The organism is Actinopolyspora lacussalsi subsp. righensis (genome assembly GCF_900116555.1).
In the GTDB taxonomy this organism is placed as follows: Bacteria; Actinomycetota; Actinomycetes; order Mycobacteriales; family Pseudonocardiaceae; genus Actinopolyspora; species Actinopolyspora lacussalsi.
In genome coordinates this window covers 139,446-155,387 of the sequence record NZ_FPAT01000007.1, presented here as the reverse complement: position 1 = coordinate 155,387, position 15,942 = coordinate 139,446, and the positions used below count along the sequence as shown (strand labels likewise).

Here is a 15,942-nt window from a genome sequence, read left to right as displayed (position 1 = left end):
ACCGAAAGGTTCCGGAAATGAGCTTCATCAACATCGACGTCACCCTCCGCGACGGCGGCTACCGCAACGGTTTCGCCTTCCCACTGGACTACGCCCTGGAACACGCACGTCTCAGCGTTGAGTCCGGTTTCGACTGGGTCGAGATCGCTTACCGAAACGGATCATTCAAACCGATTCCGAACATCGGACTGACCGGAAGGGGGGAAAACGAATACATCCGCAGCATGGCAAGGGAGATCGGCCCGGAGCACGTGGCGATCATCCTGCATCCGAAGAACATCACAGCAGCCGACCTGACCGAGATGTACGCGGCGGGAGCCCGACTGGTCCGCATCATCGTCCCTCCCGACGAGCCGGAGCCGGGGCTTCGCCACGTACGCCGAGCACGGGAGATCGGCTTCACCGTAGGAGTGAACTTCGCCAGGGTCAGTCAACTGTCCGCTCGCCGGCTCGCGGACCTGGCCGCGGCGTGCGCGGACGCGGCGGCGGACGTCGTCTACCTGGCCGACTCCAACGGAAGCCTGTCCCCTATGGAAGCAGCGGAGCTGGTGACGCTGACCAGGAGCATCACCGGTGGTGACGTTGGGCTGCACGCGCACAACAACCTCGGGCTGGCGCTGAGCAATGCCATCGCGGCAGCCGATCACGGTGCCGTCTGGATGGACTCGTCGATCCAGGGCATGGGCAAGGGCCCGGGGAACCTGATCGCGGAACAGTGGTTGGCACACCTCGACCGGTCCTCCCCCGGCACCTGTTCCCACCTCCAGCTAGCCCCAGCGCTCGAACTCGCCGAATTGTTGTTGGCCAAGGTGCCGGAAGCGACTCCTTCGCTCTCCGTGCCGGATCTGGTGCTCGGCCGCTATGACCTGCCGGTCGAGCACCGCAGAAACATCCTGGGGGACGCGCGTGAAGGGCTCGTGAAGGCCCGCGGTCTGGCGGCCGCTTCGTGAGCACGCAGGAACGGGACGTGTCGGTGGCGGCCTTCCTACCCGCGGACGCCACCGCGCGACAAGCACTGGTATTCAGTCCCGTCCTGCCCGAGTGGGAAGGAGGTGCGTTCTTCGAACCAGTGACCCGTCTGCTCAACGAAGCCGGAATGCGGGTCTTCGTGGTGGACACGTTGAGCATGCTGGACGACTCCACCGCCACGCTCGCCGCGCTGGCGGAACACTGGTCGGCGTGGCTCCCCCGCCTAGGGCACCTCGATCTGGTCTGCGGCAACGCCCTGGGCGGAGCAGTCGCACAGTATCTGCTCCCACACCTGCCACCGAGCACCGGCGTTCTGCTGGTGTCCGGTCCCGCGCGGACCGACGCCACCCTGGAACGACGGCTGGCGACGATAGCCGAACCGGCCGAGGCCGGCCACCCCCACGAGAGCCTCGCGGCACTGGCGCGTGCGGTGCTCCCGCGAGACGTCGAACCGGAGGACTCGGCTGAGAGTCGTTTACTCCACCATCCGAGCTCTGCCGGGAACCGTCTGGCAGTCGGCATGCGAATGCTGCGTCGCCTCGACGTGACCCGTGCTGTGCGAAGGCACCCCGGAGCGCTGCTCAACATCGTCGGAGGTGCCTCTCGACTCGTTTCGACAGTGCACACAGCCGCCGCCGAGCACCACCGAGTGCACACGGTGCGCGGAGCCGGCATGCGCCCCCACATCGACGGGGAGGCCGAGGTCGCCGCGACCGTTCGAGGCTTCCTCCGAAAGGAGATCCAACGATGACGAGCATCGCGGTTCTGCCCGGAGACGGCATCGGCCCCGAGGTCACCGACGCCGCGCTGGACGTACTGGACAAACTGGACCTGCCGTTGGAAGTCCGTTTCGGCGACATCGGCTGGAAGTTCTGGCAGGAGGAGGGAGATCCGGTTCCGGAACGCACCTGGAAACTCCTGGAGGAGACCGACACCTGCCTGCTCGGTGCCATAACCAGTAAACCCGCGCGAGAAGCGGACGCCGAGCTGTCCCCCGCGCTGCGGGGAACCGGCCACACCTTCGTCTCACCGGTGGTCCAGCTGCGACAACGGCTGGGGCTGTACGCCAATGTCCGCCCCGTGACCGACCTCGCCGAAGGACGCTTCGACTTCACGGTCATCAGGGAGAACACCGAGGGCCTCTACGCGGGCCTAGACTTCCACGGCCTTGACGAATCACTGTGGGCGGTAGTGGGAGATCATCCCAACGCCTCGGTCTCGGGCAGGAGGAACACCAGCGCTACGCTACGATTACAGACTCGTCACGGCATCGATCGGATACTGCGTTTCGGTTTCGAACACGCACGCGCTCAGGGACGTCGGCGGCTCACGTTGGTCGACAAGCCCAACGTGCTGCGTCAGAGCGGTAATTTCCTGCGCGAGCGTCTCGAATCGCACGCCGAGGAGTACCCCGAGATCGAAACCGAGATCCTCAACGTCGACGCGGTGGCCCTCTGGATGGTTCGCAGGCCGGAACGGTTCCAGGTTCTGGTGGCGGAGAACATGTTCGGCGACATCCTCTCGGACCTGGGTGCCGGTGTCATGGGCGGCCTGGGGTTGGCGGGCAGTGGGAACATCGGCGACCGGGGAAGCTACTTCGAACCGGTGCACGGAAGCGCACCGGGCATGGCGGGCGATAGCCGCGCCAACCCGACCGGGACGGTCCTGGCCCTCGCGCAACTGCTCCGTCATGTGGACATGCCGGTTGCCGCGGGGGACATGGCAGACGCGGTCACTCGTGCCGTTCGTTCGCGCCGGGCGGTCACCTACGATCTCGGTGGAACCGCCACGACCGAGCAGGCGGGTGCAGAGCTCGTCGAACAGCTGCGGCCGTTCCGGTGGACGAAGCGGAAGCACGGTGCCGATCCCGAGAACGAACTGCTCGAACGGCTGGGCGCACTCGACACCGCCGCTGTCTCCGATGCCCTGGACAGCATGGGGGTCAGAGGAGTCCTACCAGGTATAGCGGCTCGCGTCACCGGCACCCGTGCGGCGGGGCTCGCCTACACGGTGACCTATCGCGAAGTGGACGCCGACGACACCGAGTACCGCGATGCCGCGAACTACCTCGACGAGGTGCCCGCGGGAAGCGTCGTCGTGCTGGATAACCAGGGCAGCACCTCCTGCACGAACTGGGGTTCCCTGTTGACGACCGTGGCGCAACGACGGGGTGTGCACGGCACGGTGGTGCACGGCAGTGCACGCGATGTCGCGGAGATCAACGAACTGGGATATCCGCTGTTCAGCTCGGGGGTGACCATGGTCAGCGGGAAGAACCGGGTGGAACTGGCCGCCACGGGTGCCGACGTGGACATCGCGGGAACCACGGTCCGTCATGGCGACGTGATCGTTGCCGACGACAACGGCGCGCTCCGGATTCCCGCCGAGCACCTCGTGGAAACGGTCGAGCGGGCCGAGCGCGTCGAGCGCACCGAGTCCGAGATCGCACGGGGAGTCACGTCCGGTCTCCGCCTCGACGAGGCCAGGGAGCGGTACGGCTACTCACGCCCGTGGGACGAACGGCTCAAGGAGCAGTCGTGATCACGTGTCCGGCGGATGCGGAGTACGTGGACGTGCACTACCACGCGGGACCGGACCTGTACCGCCGCCGTTACACGGCGGCACAGGCCGGTCGGGTCCACTCCGAGGCCGGAGGTTGGGTGGTACTCAAGAGCCACCTGACCTCCACCGCGGCACAGGCGTGGGAGGCGCGACAGGAGGGGTTACCCGTCTCGGGATCCGTGGTGCTCAACGAGCTGTCCGGCGGAGTCCGGACCAGCGTCGTGGAGCAGGCGGTCTATGCGCACGGCCCGGAACCGCCGGCCCGTCTGATCGTCTACTTGCCCACCCTCACCCGTTCCGCACCCGGCCACCACTCCCCGCATCACTCTCCCGGACGGAAACTGTTTCACCCCGCGGTGGAAACCGAGCGCTGGTCCAGCCCGGGGATGCTGGACGACGACGGCGATCTCAGCTCCGAGGTGCGCGAGGTGATGCGCTCGGCTCGCGATCTTCCGGTCGTACTCGCCACAGGACACTGCAACCGACAGGAGACGCTACGAGTGATCGAAGAAGCCGAGCGATTACGCCCGGCACCCCCGCTGATGCTGACACACGCGACTCACCCGATGTCCGGTTTGCGCGCTCGGGATCTGGCCGATCTGGCCACACTGCGCTGGATCTATCCCGAAACCACGGCACTCACGTACCTGCTGCGCCGTCGGGAGCTCGACGAGCTGGCATCGGTGACCTCGGCACACCCCGGAACCGTGTACAGCTCGGACCTCGGCCAACCCGAACAGCTCGACGTCCGGCCGTGGCTGGAACGTACCGCGCGGTGGTTCCGGGTCACGGCGGTGGACACCGCGCTGGCCCGGAGAATCACCCAGGGAAATCCTGCTGAAATGCTGTCACTCGAGTAAGGCGAACCGCACGCCGAAAGACCCGTGGGACACATCCCCAGGTGTCCCACGAGTCGTGCACCGCTGCTCCGACGACTCCTTCGTGAAAATCGCGATGCCGTTGCGGTGACCGTGAAAGATCACCGCCGTTCCACCGGAGTCCGGTACAGCACCCGCCCGGAAGCCTCAGGTGGAGGAGACCATCCACCCCTCCTGTCGCGCTGCCCGACGCAACGTGCTCTCGAAACGGCTCCCGCCCAGAGTGGCCAGCGCGAGTCGCTCCCGCGGGGCGTGTTGGGTCGGCAGCGGACGCCACACCAACTCGTCGTCGTTGATCACGGAGGCCGGACGCAACGCCACCAGGCTCGGCATCGACAACATGGCGTGGCGGAACAGCGCGTCCTGGTCCTGATCCAACGGGTGCAGCCTCGGCTGCCATCCGAGTTCCGCCAGCTGCGAAAGGACCACTTCGGCATACCCCGGGGCGCAGCCCGAGTTGTACCAGACCAGACGCTGCGAAGCGAGAGCTTCCCAGCTCAGTGTCGTGCTCGACGCCAATGGGTGTTCCTTGCGCATCACGAGTCCGAGTGGTTCGTCGAGCAGGGTGCCGCACACCAGTCCCGTGCTGCTGTGCGGCAATCGAACTATGCCGAAGGCGAGCTCACCGCGCTCGATGAGCTCCGGTTGCGACGCCGCGGGTACTGCCTGCATGCTCAGCGACTGATCGGTGTTGACGAATCCGTTGCCACGTTCCAGGCACCGCGACAGTCCGCGCTGGACTTCGAACAGCGCCTGCTCCGGAACTCCGCCGCACACTCCCACCTTCCACTGGGAGGGAGCGGGGGCCACGGCTGATATCGCGGTACGCAATTGGGCGGGAATCCCCTGGACAGCATCGAGAAAAGCCCGACCGTCCGGGGTCAGTTCAACTCCCCAGGCGGTCCGGACGAACAACGCCGCCCCCAACCGCCGTTCCAGACGCCGGATCTGCTGACTCAGGCTCGGCTGCGAGATGTACAACTCCTGCGCGGCCCCGGAAACACTACCGGCCTGCACCACGGCCAGGAAGTATCTCAGGTGGCGGAGATCGAAGTTGTCGATGTCCGCGGCGGCGGAGACGGCCTGCAGGAACTCGTCACTCGTCGACCCGCCGCTGTCGCTGCGTGGTTTCGATACCGCTCGCCCTCCTCGCTCGGAGTTCTCGTAGCCCCCATCAGTCATGGTGTATCCCATGTCCACGGCACTCCCGTCGATGCGCTCCACGACAGCCGCGAGCATGGCACGGAATCCGTCCGGACGTAACAAGAAAACCGTCAAAGTGTCCGATCGAACACGGATCGCTACGTCCTACGGACTCGTGCGATCACCTTTCCGGTCCGTAGTCAGCGACATGAGTTGTAACAGGCACGGATCGGTACACACTTCGATTCCGAACGTGTGACCGAAGGCGCGGTGAACCCGGAGCATTCCACACACCGTAACCAGCAGACGGTGCGCCACTTCCTCCGAACGGGCTCGCTCGTCGACTCCTTCGACCTCCGCGACGCCGAGCAAGTCCACCAGGGCTCGGTGGAACCACGTCAGCTCCCGCGGATCGGTGTCCTTCCGGAGCACCGGATCGGTGAGGAGCTCGAGCCCGGCACGCAGCCGGAGATCCTCGTACACCCGGCGAATCAGGGCGGACATCGGTGAATCACCACCGGTGGAGGTACGGCCCAGTGCCGCGAGCACTTCCAGTCCCCGATCCATCCCGTCGGTGGTCACCGTGTGGGCGAGCGCCTCCTTGCAGGAGAAGTGCCCCTGCAACGCGCCCTTGGTCATTCCCGCACGCTCGGCGATCCTGTGCAACGTCGTACCCGCGTATCCCTCGAAAGCGAACTCCGCTGCGGCAGCGTCGAGAATTCGCTGCCGAGTGCGCCGAGCTCTCTCCTGCTTCGCCACCCGCGCTCCCTCACGATCGACGACCGGATCACTCCCGGGCTCGCTGTCCCGAGCAGCGCCGCCCGATCGGTGTCCTTGACCCACAGCTACACCGCCCGCTCGGCGCCCCGACCGGGACCAGCGGGCGGTACGACTGCCTGAAAGTGGCTAGCGGGAGGGCGTCGGTTCGATGTTCTTCCTGGTAGCGGTGACGATCACTCCTCCCGTGGCCGCCAGCACGATGAGGACGATTCCGAAGGCCATGGTTCCGGCGGCCAGCCCGACGAGGTCACTGAGGTAACCGGTCAACACCGGAAGCGTGCCCGCCAGCGCGTAGCCACCGACGTTCAGCCCCGCGTTGGCCTCGGCGAGCCGATGACCGGGAACGGAGGCATTGAGCAACGAGAGTCCTCCCAGCTGTCCCATGCCCTGGCCGCAACCGGCCAGCAGAGCCGCGAGGGCCAACGGAGGCACGGAATTGGTGAACACCGCGGCGGCCATCGCCACCATGCTCAGCACCGTGCTGACCGCACCCAGCTGCAGGATGCGGGGTACCGACATCCGCTGCACCGCGAACTGGATACCGGTGGCGATCAGGAACATCACGAAGGCCAATCCGCCAGCGACCATCCGATTCGTCGACCCCAGCAGGCTCGCCAGCAGGGAAGGCCCGAGTGAGAGCACGAACGAGGTAGCGGTGATTCCCGGTGCGAAGACCGCGATCCCGAGCACGAGCCGCAGCCGGTCGTTCTTCGGCACCGAGGGCACGCGGATCCACGCCCCGCTGCCGGTGGAACGGGGGCGGCTCACCGGCATACGCCACACGACGAGCAGGGCAAGCGCCAGCAGACCGGCCTCAACCGCGAACACAGTCACCGTCGGCCCGGGCGCCAGTTCGGAGAGAACACCGGCCAGCATAGGCCCGAGTCCCGCCCCCAGCACCATCGCGGTCGAGGCGAGCAGGGCGGCCAGTCGTTTGCGGGAAGCTCCCCCGACGTCGGTGACCGCCGCCATGCCTGCCGATACCGCCGCTCCGACGGAAATCCCGGTGAACAACCGGGCGGCACACAGCACCAGTACCGAATCCGCCGCGGCGAACATGAGACAGGCGATCAGCGCCAGTATCAGGGCGGGGAAGAGCACGGTCTTGCGTCCGAGCCGGTCGGAGACCACCCCGCACACCAGTAGGGAACCGATGAGTCCGACGATGTAGAGCGCGAAGATCACGGTGAGCACGCCCTGCGAGAAACCGATATCGCGCTGCCACAGCACGTACAGCGGGGTGGCGGCGTTGGACAGTGCGAAGATCGCGGCCACCGGGAAAGCGGTGAGCCAGACCCACCAACGGGGAGCCACACCGGGAGGGGCATCACGACCGCTCGAGGCGGGGGGCCGCAACTGTTCAGTCTCGGATTCGGATTTCTGAGGCTGTTGAGTGGTCACGTTGTCAGTCACGGCCGGAACTCCTTGATTGATGGCCAGATCCGACGGAAACATAGCTGCTGTACGAGAAAACTCGTACATAACGAAACGGCTATTAGGGGAGTCCTATGGCAACGAGGACGAACGACCGTTCCGAAGACCCGAGAACTCAGCCCCTGCCCACCCCGCTCCCCGAACCGAGCATCGAACAGATACGTCTGGAGAAGGTGATGGCGGCATTGAGCGTGCCGCTGCGCCTGCACATCGTGCGACGACTGTTGCTGCACGCCGAAGGCCTCGACCACTCGTGCGGTTGGTTCGAACTCGATCGCCCCAAGTCCTCACTGACCCATCACTTCCGTGTGCTGCGTGAGGCGGGCGTACTTCGCCAGCGCCAGTACGGTCTGGAACGACGGTGTCAGCTCCGGGACGACGAACTGGAAAAACGATTTCCGGGGCTACTCACCCTCGTCGCGCACTGGGAACCCGAGCAGGAGACCAGCGAGTCATAGGCGGACGCAATGGCTCGCACCGCGCACGAGGTGCACCACGACGACGAGCTCGTGCCCCCGGGGGGCGTCCTCCGGAGGCGCCGCGACGAGTCCACCGACGGACGGCGGAGCGCGGAAGCAGCTCGGGAGATGTCGAGGTTCTTCCGATGGACGTGGACCGGGTGCCGTGTGACTGAACTCAGCCGAACACGGCACCCGGATCGCCCGACGGGCTCGACAGCGTCCCCGAACTGCCACGATCGTGGGTACAGCGAGGCAGTGGCAGACCGTCCCCGGCGGAGTCTCACGTTCCTAACCCGGGCTTATGACCGCGAGTTTGACTCTGCACAACGGGGTGGAGATGCCCGCCGTCGGGTTCGGCGTGTTCCAGACCCCACCCGACGAGGCTGCAACGGGGGAGTTCCGTGATCCCGAAGTCCACCCGTCCCGAGGCGGATCGCCGGGTGCCAGGGACGCCAGCCCTGACGAGCGCCCCCTGAGCAGCAGACGGGTAAATCGGCGGAAGATACACGGTGATGGCAAAAGTGTGCCCCTCACAGGAGGTGAGAGGCACACTGTCGGTGGAGCTGACGGGACTCGAACCCGTGACCCCCTGACTGCCAGTCAGGTGCGCTACCAACTGCGCCACAGCCCCTTGTTCGGTTCTCCCGGTCGGCCGACTCGGTTTTTCGTTTCCGGCCTCGCCTTCCGTTGTGCCACTACTTTACAACAGGGCGAACCCCCTTCCGAGCAGGGGGTCCCACTTTTTCGATCACAAGAACCATAAGCGCCGTGCCCAGCGGTTTCACAACCGCTTACGGCGACCGCTCCGGCAGCGGGCAGCGCGGTGGGGCGAACGAGCCCATCGACACCCCCGAAGGTGCCCGAAGTGAGCCGAACCACCCACTCTTCGAGGACTCGGCCACCCGCACCGCCGCCGCGTGGCGTTCAACCCGCTCGGGCGCCCTCTCGGGTACGCCTCGGATCGACCTCCCGTTCGGGATGCCTGCGGAGGTACTCCTGCTCCAGCTCGAACGTCCTGCGGGTGTGTTCCTCCAGCGCGTCCGAGGCACCGTGCAGAAACGTCTCGTTCCGCGTCTCGTGCAGGTGCCGCAGCTCCCGCCGCAGGTCGACCTCGGACAACTCGGTTGCTTCCACTCCGGTTTCCATGGACACGCGCTCCCCTCCCCGCCGGGTTTTCCGCGGGGGTACCCGGTTGGCGGCGGTGCGACACCCGCCACCGGGAATTCGTTCCGCCGTGCCCGTTCCGCCGCACCCGGTCCCGACTACGCGGGGTCGGCCGACTCGACGGGCCGATCGGGATCGGTCGGCTCGGAACGGGATTTGCGGCCGAGCGTCTCCGGCGCGAACAGCCAGGTCACCATCGCGACCAGCGCCACACAACCGGTGAGCAGGAACGCGGCACGGTAGGACAACGCACCCGCCAGCGCACCCGCCAACGGCGGCCCGATGATCGTGCCGACGTCGGCCGACATCTGGAAGGCGGCCAGCACCGGGCCGCCCTTGGCCTTCGGGCCGACGATGTCGGCCACGGCCGCGCTCTGCGCCGGGGTACACAGCCCCATGCCGATTCCGCCCACCAGCGAGGCCCCCAGCAGCCAGGGCACCGACTCGCTGAATCCGATCGCGGCGCTGCCCACAGCGGCGATGGCCAACCCACTCAGCAGCATCGGTTTGCGCCCGCGCGAGTCGGCCAGCCTGCCCGCCGGTAACAGCACGGCCGCGTTGCCCGCCGCGAACACCGACAGGGCGATGCCGGTCATCGCGTCGGGCAGCCGCATCGCCTCGACGATGAACAGCGGGATCAGCGCGATCCGCACGCCCTGCGCGGTCCAGCCCTTGCTGAAGTTCGCCAGCAGCGAGGCGCGGTAACTGGAGTCCCGCAGCGCGGTGAGGACCTTGAGGTCGGGGGCGTCGGTGTGCTGCTGCGGATCGGCCAGCGTGGAGTCGCGCAGCAGGAACCAGCCGACGAAGGCGGCCAGGTACAGCGCGATGCCGTAGATCAGGAAGGGCAGTCGCAGCGAGAACCCGATCAGCAACCCGCCGAGCACCGGACCCGAGATGCTGCCCAGCAGGAAGCTGGTCGCCCACAGCCCGGAGGCCCTGGCACGCAGGTGCGCCGGGGCGAGCCGCACCAGCAGGGCCAGTGCCGAGACGGTGAACATGGTGGAGCCGATGCCGCCGAGCCCCCGGAACACCAGCAGCTGCCAGTAGGACTGCGCGAAGGCGCAGGCGGTGGAGCTGATGCCGACGATGACGATGCCGAGCACGTAGTTCGGCCGCTCGCCGAACGCCGAGACCAGCCGTCCGCTGGCGGGGGCGAAGACCAGCCGCATCAGCGCGAAGGCACTGACGATGAAAGCCGCCGCCGTCACGCCGACGTTGAAGCTGGTCGCGAAGGTGGGCAGCGCGGGCGAGACGATGCCCATCCCGATGGCGACGATGAAACCGCCGCTGATCAGGACCCATATCTCGCGGGGCAGCTCGGACAGCGTGCTCGACTTGCGTGGCGATTCGTTCGGCTGGTTCTCGGTCGCGGTCGGCGAGGTCTCCGGCACTGTGCCTCCTTGTCGTCCAGCAGGGCACAAGTTCACCCGACCGTGAAATATTCCCGATCTCGCCACGTCGGGCGGGATTTCGCCACACGTGACGCGGTGCTCACCGGCCGCGACTACTACCGGAGACGCAGCGCCCACCGGAGATACAGCGCCTACCGGATGCCCTGTCCGACACTCCTCCCGGAGGGAAGACGCGAGCCAGCGGGAGAGATCGCCACTCCACAGGCACAGCGGACCGTGGCGTCGCTATTCGAGGAGTTCGTCCACGCGGCGAGTGTATGCGGTGACGGCGTAGGCGGTCTCGAATCCGCAGGACTCCGCGAAGCGCTGCGCGGATCCACCGTCCTCGGCGTGCGTGGCCACCAGCAGCGCCCCGCGTTCCGCCGCCGCGTCCACCCCGACGCGCAACAGCTCGCCGCCCCTGCCTCTATTGCGCCTGCCAGGGCGTACCGCGATGTGCTCGATCAGCCCCATACCGCTCTCGGCGAAACCGAGCACGAACCCGGCCACCCGTTCGAGCTCGCCGTCGTCCAGCACGTGCAGGAAGCACCGTGGATCGTCCAGCCGCTGGCCGAGGTTGCGTGGCAGGCGGCGTTCGGCCCCGGACGAGAGGCCCAGTTCGTCCGCCAGCAGTTCGGCCACCGAGGGCAGGTCGTCCTGCACCGCTTCGCGCACCGGGTGGGTGCCGATGGCCTCGGTCTCGCGTGCGTCCGGGTCGGGGCGGTACAGCAGCGCGACGTTCTCGGCGACCGCGTGCCAGCCCGAGTCGTCGGCGATCCCCTCGATGTCGGCCACCGTGGTCGGGGAGGCGTGCACCACGGCCTCGGGCCTGCCCGACTCGGCGAACACGCTCTCCAGCCGGAACAGCGTGGTGGCGACCTCGGCGGAGGTGCCCCACAATCCGCAGGCGCGGTTGCCGAGGGCCAGCGGGTTGCCCGCGTTGAGCACGACGTCGGCGACGCCGACCTTGCCGACTCGTCCCTCGCGCACCGCACCGGAGGCCAGCTGGGCGCGCTCCACCAGCGCGGCGAGGTCTCGGGCCTGCTCCGGCGCGAGCAGCTCTTCGTCGTCCGGATCGTGTAGTGGGTCCACACCCGCATTGTCGTCCCGGCCCGCGCACTCGTCTTCGACTCCCCTGGGCCGGATGTCACCGCCACGACGAAACGGGTTCACCGAGGATCCACCCGGATTTTCGCGCGAGTCGCGACGAAATCGAGAAATCGCCCAATCCGAATTACTGCACATGTTCGAATCAGGACACCGCGAAAGAAGTCACCCCGAAGGCGGTACATCGCTTTCCGGAACTCGAATAACGTGTTCACCGGTCGCGCTCGGCGACAGAAACAAAAACAGAACGGAACGGAGAAAAGGTGTCTTTCCGCAAGAAGGCGGCATCGCTGGTCGGCGCCCTCGCCATGACGGGACTCGGGATGGCCGGATTCGCCGCTCCGGCATCGGCGGAATCCTGCCCCGCCGGGGCGTTGTGCGCCTGGTACTCCAGCAACGCCAACGTCGGAGACCCGGGTACGGTCTACGGCGACAACTACAACCTGCTGCAGTACGCCAAGTTCGCCGACGCCGGATCGATCTACAACAACGGGAACTCCTGCAACGTCGCGATCTACACCGGCCTGAACTACACCGGCACGGAGACCGTGGTCAAACGTAACTACCAGTGGGAGAACCTGGACAGCACGGCCTACGCGGGCGGCGTGGCCTCGAACAACTGGTGCGTCTGATCCGATGCGTTTTCGGACCAGGGCGGGCGTTGCCGTGACGCTGCTGTGTGCACTGGTCTTGGCCGGATGCTCCGGAGCATCCGGCCATCGGTCCGCCGTGCGGGTGGGATATCCGTTCGACGGCGTGACGCGGTTCGGCGAGGCGGAGCGACGAGTGCTGCACGACGCGGAGGAACGGCTCGTGGCCGGGTGCATGAACGGGCGCGGATTCGACTACGAACCCTCCGAGCAGAACGAGAACGAGTCCGGTGCGGACAATCCGTACGGTCTGCTCTCACCCGAGCGGGCCGCGGACAACGGCTATGGCATGACCATGCGGGCCGTCCGGAACTCCTCCACCGACGAGAAGAACGAAAACAGGAAAGATCGGAACGATTCCCCCGAACGGAACATAGCGCTCAATGGGGAAAAAGAGAACAGGAAAACGATAACCACCGATACCGGAACCGAATTGACGTTCGCGACGGACGGGTGTCTGCACGAGGCCCGCACCGAAGTGTACGGGGAATCGTGGGACCGCGCGTTCTACACCATGCAGGATCTGTCGAACGAGGTGATTCGCGGCGTCACCGGCTCCAAGGAATTCTCCGAGGACCAGCGGCACTGGTCCGAGTGCATGAGTTCCGCGGGACACGAGTACGAAACTCTGCAGGGACCGTTGCGCACCATACGTGAGAAACTGGACGAGCGGGGCCCCAACAAGAATATCGCCGGGTTGGAGCTCTCACTGGCCGAACAGGACGCCCGCTGTCAGCGCCGGGTCGGGCTGGCGGAAACGGTGCGCGAAGTGCAGCGTGCCGAGGAGGCGGAGGTGCTGCGAGGTCATCGTGCGCGGCTGCGGGAACTGCGGAAACTGCGGAGTGCCGCGCTGGACAACGCCCGAGCCGTCATGGCCGACGACTGAGGGAAGTGACCGGTGCCGCGGGGATGAGACGCGCGGCATCCCGGCTTGATCACCGGGATGCCGGTTTCCGCTGCTCAGCCGAACCGATCCGTCTTGACCGCCGTCACGAACGCCCGCCACTGCGAACCACTGGCCGTGACGAACCCGGCCGCACGGTCCTTGCTGTCCCGCACCGCCGCGCCGTCGGCGATCCGACCGACCTCGACGCACGCCGTTTGATGTTGCGAACGGCTGGACTTACGCCATCCTTCGGGGTGGTGTGCCGTCACTGCGAGTTCTCCGTTTCGTTGGCGATACGAGCGATGAGCTCAGTGGAATCCTCAGGGCTCATCACCAACTGCCGGAGCGTACCCGCCGCTTCCTGATATGCCCGACCATCCTCGGGCTCGTGCAGGAAGGTGGAGGAGCTGTACTGCTCTATGTGGACGATCGGTTTCGACTTCGGAAATTCGAACAGGATGAAGGCTCCAGCGTGCGCGGGGTGCCACCTCTCGATTCCGGCTGGGATGACCTGCACAGTCACTCTTTCCCAACTCGCCACGTCGACGATGTGCCGAAGTTGCTCGGCGAGAACGGCACGACCACCGATCGGATTGCGCAACGCGGTTTCCATGATGAGAGCGGTGAAGTGCGGACCCTGCTTGTTCGTCAGGATCTCTCGCCTTCCGAGCCGAAGCGTGACACGTGCTTCGACATCGCTGCTCGAAGCTCCCGTCATTACCGCTCGCGCGTAGTCGGCGATCTGCAGCAACCCCGGCAGCACCATCGTCGATACTTCGGTCACCTGAGTGGCGTCCCGCTCGAACTCGATCAGGGTGGTCAACTCATGTTGCACACCAGGCACACCAGGTGAGACCCAGTTGGGTTCACCCGCGCCACGTGCCATCTCGACGAGTCTTTCGCGCTCGTTCTCGGAAACCCCCAGTGCCGTGAGGATGCTCGCCACGTACTCCGGCGCCGGAGGAGTCGAATGTCCGCTCTCGTGACGCGAAATCTTCGAGTGATCGGTATCGAGACGGCGCGCCAGTTCGCGAACACCTATACCGCACTCTTCGCGTGCTCTTCGCAGTTCAGCGCCGAGAGCACGCGCTCTTGGCGTACCTCCGTTGGTGCGAGCCATACACCGATCCTAGTTGGACACGCGAACGGACAAAGTCAACCGATCGTGGGATTGCGAGCTGTGGGGCATCACTAGCAATCTGGTGCACACCAGATTGCACCACTAACACCACTGGTGAGAAGAGTTCCAGCAGGAGTGATCATGTCACACCCGTTCACCTGGGTGCCCGGAGATCGGGCCAGGCACGCCAGCCAGGACCAGGTTCCGTCCTTTTCGGGCAACGAGTTCCCGCCCGACATCACGGTGACGACGCTTTGCGGGCAGCGGGTCACCAGCGCCACCGGCGATCTCGCCTGGCTGTGGAAGACCTGCCGCACCTGCGACGAGCGAACCCGCGAGATCGTGGGACTCGAACCGCTGGCCGAGATCGAGCGACGGATCGGAACGAACTCATGAGCAACCCCCACACCCACCTGGCCGGACTGCTGACCCAGGGCCACTGGCTGCTGGAGCGAGCCGCCTACGAGATCGGCGGAAACCGCTACAGCCCCACCCAGTGCAACGACACCGCCGACGCGCTGGAGCAGCTGGCCGCGGCGCTTCACGAGCACGCCGCGACCCTGCCGCGCGGCGAGCTCACCGCCGGAACCGAGCACCCCGCCGAAGCGGACGGTCCCGATCCGAACAGCGGGAACGACGGGGACAACAAAAGCGACGGGGAACCCGGAAACGACAGGGATCACGGGAACGACAGGGATCACGGGAACGACAGGGACCACGGGAACGAGGATGACTGAACCACTGCTCGCGTTGACCGGGGCTTTCCTGCTGCCCGTCGTGGCGATCACCCTGGCGATCCGCACACATCCGAGCCGGTACCGACCCCGCCACGCACTGGCCGGGGTGGACGCACTGACCGTGGGAAAACTGCTCCACCGGACGACGGGGGCGTTCCCGACGTACCGCCCCGGACTCGCGGGCCGTGAAACACGGCGGATGAGCTGGTCGGGCACGCTTTGGCCCCTCGACGATCCCCCGAGGAAGGGACGCCCCGGTAGCCGTTACCTACCGGGGAGCCCGGCTACCGAATCTACCGTGCCGGATCGGGACCACGACTCACCGGACCAGCACCCGGAGCTGCTGCTCATGCGCCGCGTGCTCGACGGACTCCGCGCCCTGTAGCCCGACACGCTCCGACCACGGCCCGACCGCCGCGAAACCCCCGACGACCGGGGCGGCCGGGCCGTCCCCGCCCGGCCGGGTTCCCTCCCCGCTCCCGACCCGGCCGGGCGCCCCTATCCCGCCGCAGTACAACCCCGACGCCCGGCGATTTCGCGAGAAATCGACACCGCGCTGCGCCACACCCAGGCGTCGATTTCTCGCGAAATCGCGGAATAACGCAGGAGCATGAAAGCGTTTCGGAAATCGCGCAACCCCACGTCCCCTAGGAGCGCGAG

Annotated in this window: 18 protein-coding genes and 1 tRNA gene; 10 read left to right on the top strand and 9 right to left on the bottom strand. The window is 66.5% G+C overall.

Features of this window, described 5'->3' with window-relative positions:
• Positions 1–17 precede the first annotated feature (17 nt).
• Genes BM394_RS14165 through BM394_RS14150 form a run of 4 tightly spaced genes read left to right on the top strand, consistent with a single transcriptional unit; the run spans position 18 to position 4,391 of the window.
• The gene (locus BM394_RS14165; RefSeq protein ID WP_092978627.1) at positions 18–950 is read left to right on the top strand and encodes a beta/alpha barrel domain-containing protein; all 933 of its coding nucleotides are present in this window, start codon (positions 18–20) and stop codon (positions 948–950) included.
• Positions 947–1,720, top strand: a complete 774-nt coding sequence (locus BM394_RS14160) for an alpha/beta fold hydrolase (RefSeq protein ID WP_092978625.1) — start codon at positions 947–949, stop codon at positions 1,718–1,720. Before BM394_RS14165 ends, BM394_RS14160 begins: the two co-directional genes overlap by 4 nt.
• Positions 1,717–3,510, top strand: a complete 1,794-nt coding sequence (locus BM394_RS23045; protein WP_092978623.1) for an isocitrate/isopropylmalate family dehydrogenase — start codon at positions 1,717–1,719, stop codon at positions 3,508–3,510. Before BM394_RS14160 ends, BM394_RS23045 begins: the two co-directional genes overlap by 4 nt.
• Entirely contained in the window at positions 3,507–4,391 is an 885-nt protein-coding gene (locus BM394_RS14150) for a DUF6282 family protein (RefSeq protein WP_092978621.1), read from the top strand. The genes BM394_RS23045 and BM394_RS14150 overlap by 4 nt, the downstream gene beginning before the upstream one ends.
• 165 nt (positions 4,392–4,556) lie before the next feature.
• Here BM394_RS14150 and BM394_RS14145 read toward each other — a convergent pair whose 3' ends face one another.
• From BM394_RS14145 to BM394_RS14135, 3 genes are all read right to left on the bottom strand, one after another.
• A complete protein-coding gene (locus BM394_RS14145; RefSeq protein ID WP_092978619.1) occupies positions 4,557–5,648 on the bottom strand; it encodes a LysR family transcriptional regulator in 1,092 nt (363 codons plus the stop codon).
• 69 nt (positions 5,649–5,717) lie between these two features.
• A complete protein-coding gene (locus BM394_RS14140; protein ID WP_175530106.1) occupies positions 5,718–6,311 on the bottom strand; it encodes a TetR/AcrR family transcriptional regulator in 594 nt (197 codons plus the stop codon).
• A 147-nt stretch (positions 6,312–6,458) separates the two neighbouring features.
• A complete protein-coding gene (locus tag BM394_RS14135; protein ID WP_092978614.1) occupies positions 6,459–7,787 on the bottom strand; it encodes an MFS transporter in 1,329 nt (442 codons plus the stop codon).
• Between the two features lie 53 nt (positions 7,788–7,840).
• Between BM394_RS14135 and BM394_RS14130 the strand changes: the two genes are divergently transcribed.
• A complete protein-coding gene (locus tag BM394_RS14130; RefSeq protein ID WP_092978612.1) occupies positions 7,841–8,224 on the top strand; it encodes an ArsR/SmtB family transcription factor in 384 nt (127 codons plus the stop codon).
• A gap of 561 nt (positions 8,225–8,785) precedes the next feature.
• Here BM394_RS14130 and BM394_RS14125 read toward each other — a convergent pair.
• The 4 genes from BM394_RS14125 to BM394_RS14110 form a co-directional block, all read right to left on the bottom strand.
• Positions 8,786–8,858, bottom strand: a tRNA-Ala gene (locus tag BM394_RS14125).
• A 293-nt stretch (positions 8,859–9,151) separates the two neighbouring features.
• Positions 9,152–9,379, bottom strand: coding sequence for a DUF6158 family protein (locus BM394_RS14120; protein WP_092978610.1), 228 nt, complete (start codon positions 9,377–9,379; stop codon positions 9,152–9,154).
• Positions 9,380–9,489: 110 nt separating this feature from the next.
• On the bottom strand, positions 9,490–10,782 hold the full coding sequence (locus BM394_RS14115) for an MFS transporter (protein ID WP_092978608.1): 1,293 nt from the start codon (positions 10,780–10,782) through the stop codon (positions 9,490–9,492).
• A gap of 246 nt (positions 10,783–11,028) precedes the next feature.
• A complete protein-coding gene (locus BM394_RS14110) occupies positions 11,029–11,874 on the bottom strand; it encodes a GNAT family N-acetyltransferase (RefSeq protein ID WP_092978606.1) in 846 nt (281 codons plus the stop codon).
• A 278-nt stretch (positions 11,875–12,152) separates the two neighbouring features.
• On the opposite strand from BM394_RS14110, the gene BM394_RS14105 reads away from it, so the two are divergent.
• Positions 12,153–12,521 (top strand): peptidase inhibitor family I36 protein, encoded by a 369-nt coding sequence (locus BM394_RS14105; RefSeq protein ID WP_217643505.1) that lies wholly within the window; start codon positions 12,153–12,155, stop codon positions 12,519–12,521.
• A gap of 4 nt (positions 12,522–12,525) precedes the next feature.
• Positions 12,526–13,425 (top strand): hypothetical protein, encoded by a 900-nt coding sequence (locus tag BM394_RS14100; RefSeq protein ID WP_139235222.1) that lies wholly within the window; start codon positions 12,526–12,528, stop codon positions 13,423–13,425.
• A 74-nt stretch (positions 13,426–13,499) separates the two neighbouring features.
• On the opposite strand, the gene BM394_RS14095 is transcribed toward BM394_RS14100, so the two are convergent.
• Together BM394_RS14095 and BM394_RS14090 are read right to left on the bottom strand one after the other, a co-directional pair.
• Positions 13,500–13,694 carry a DUF397 domain-containing protein gene (locus BM394_RS14095; protein WP_092978602.1) on the bottom strand — a complete coding sequence of 65 codons (195 nt, stop codon included), beginning with the start codon at positions 13,692–13,694 and terminating at the stop codon, positions 13,500–13,502.
• The gene (locus BM394_RS14090) at positions 13,691–14,545 is read right to left on the bottom strand and encodes a helix-turn-helix domain-containing protein (RefSeq protein WP_092921964.1); all 855 of its coding nucleotides are present in this window, start codon (positions 14,543–14,545) and stop codon (positions 13,691–13,693) included. Before BM394_RS14090 ends, BM394_RS14095 begins: the two co-directional genes overlap by 4 nt.
• A 141-nt stretch (positions 14,546–14,686) precedes the next feature.
• On the opposite strand from BM394_RS14090, the gene BM394_RS14085 reads away from it, so the two are divergent.
• The 3 genes from BM394_RS14085 to BM394_RS14075 are packed head-to-tail and all read left to right on the top strand — an operon-like array spanning position 14,687 to position 15,667.
• Positions 14,687–14,941: an HC3 family zinc finger protein gene (locus BM394_RS14085; protein WP_092978600.1), complete on the top strand. Its 255-nt coding sequence runs from the start codon at positions 14,687–14,689 to the stop codon at positions 14,939–14,941.
• Positions 14,938–15,282 carry a hypothetical protein gene (locus tag BM394_RS14080; RefSeq protein ID WP_092978598.1) on the top strand — a complete coding sequence of 115 codons (345 nt, stop codon included), beginning with the start codon at positions 14,938–14,940 and terminating at the stop codon, positions 15,280–15,282. Before BM394_RS14085 ends, BM394_RS14080 begins: the two co-directional genes overlap by 4 nt.
• Complete coding sequence (locus BM394_RS14075; protein ID WP_092978596.1) at positions 15,275–15,667, top strand: hypothetical protein; 393 nt, start codon at positions 15,275–15,277, stop codon at positions 15,665–15,667. Before BM394_RS14080 ends, BM394_RS14075 begins: the two co-directional genes overlap by 8 nt.
• Positions 15,668–15,942 lie beyond the last annotated feature (275 nt).

Coding starts and splice junctions, on each gene's coding strand:
- BM394_RS14145 (WP_092978619.1), bottom strand. CDS start 5,648: ATGCTCGCGGCTGTCGTGGAGCGCATCGACGGGAGTGCCGTGGACATG.
- BM394_RS14085 (WP_092978600.1), top strand. CDS start 14,687: ATGTCACACCCGTTCACCTGGGTGCCCGGAGATCGGGCCAGGCACGCC.
- BM394_RS23045 (WP_092978623.1), top strand. CDS start 1,717: ATGACGAGCATCGCGGTTCTGCCCGGAGACGGCATCGGCCCCGAGGTC.
- BM394_RS14080 (WP_092978598.1), top strand. CDS start 14,938: ATGAGCAACCCCCACACCCACCTGGCCGGACTGCTGACCCAGGGCCAC.
- BM394_RS14165 (WP_092978627.1), top strand. CDS start 18: ATGAGCTTCATCAACATCGACGTCACCCTCCGCGACGGCGGCTACCGC.
- BM394_RS14075 (WP_092978596.1), top strand. CDS start 15,275: ATGACTGAACCACTGCTCGCGTTGACCGGGGCTTTCCTGCTGCCCGTC.
- BM394_RS14100 (WP_139235222.1), top strand. CDS start 12,526: ATGCGTTTTCGGACCAGGGCGGGCGTTGCCGTGACGCTGCTGTGTGCA.
- BM394_RS14090 (WP_092921964.1), bottom strand. CDS start 14,545: ATGGCTCGCACCAACGGAGGTACGCCAAGAGCGCGTGCTCTCGGCGCT.
- BM394_RS14130 (WP_092978612.1), top strand. CDS start 7,841: ATGGCAACGAGGACGAACGACCGTTCCGAAGACCCGAGAACTCAGCCC.
- BM394_RS14135 (WP_092978614.1), bottom strand. CDS start 7,787: ATGTTTCCGTCGGATCTGGCCATCAATCAAGGAGTTCCGGCCGTGACT.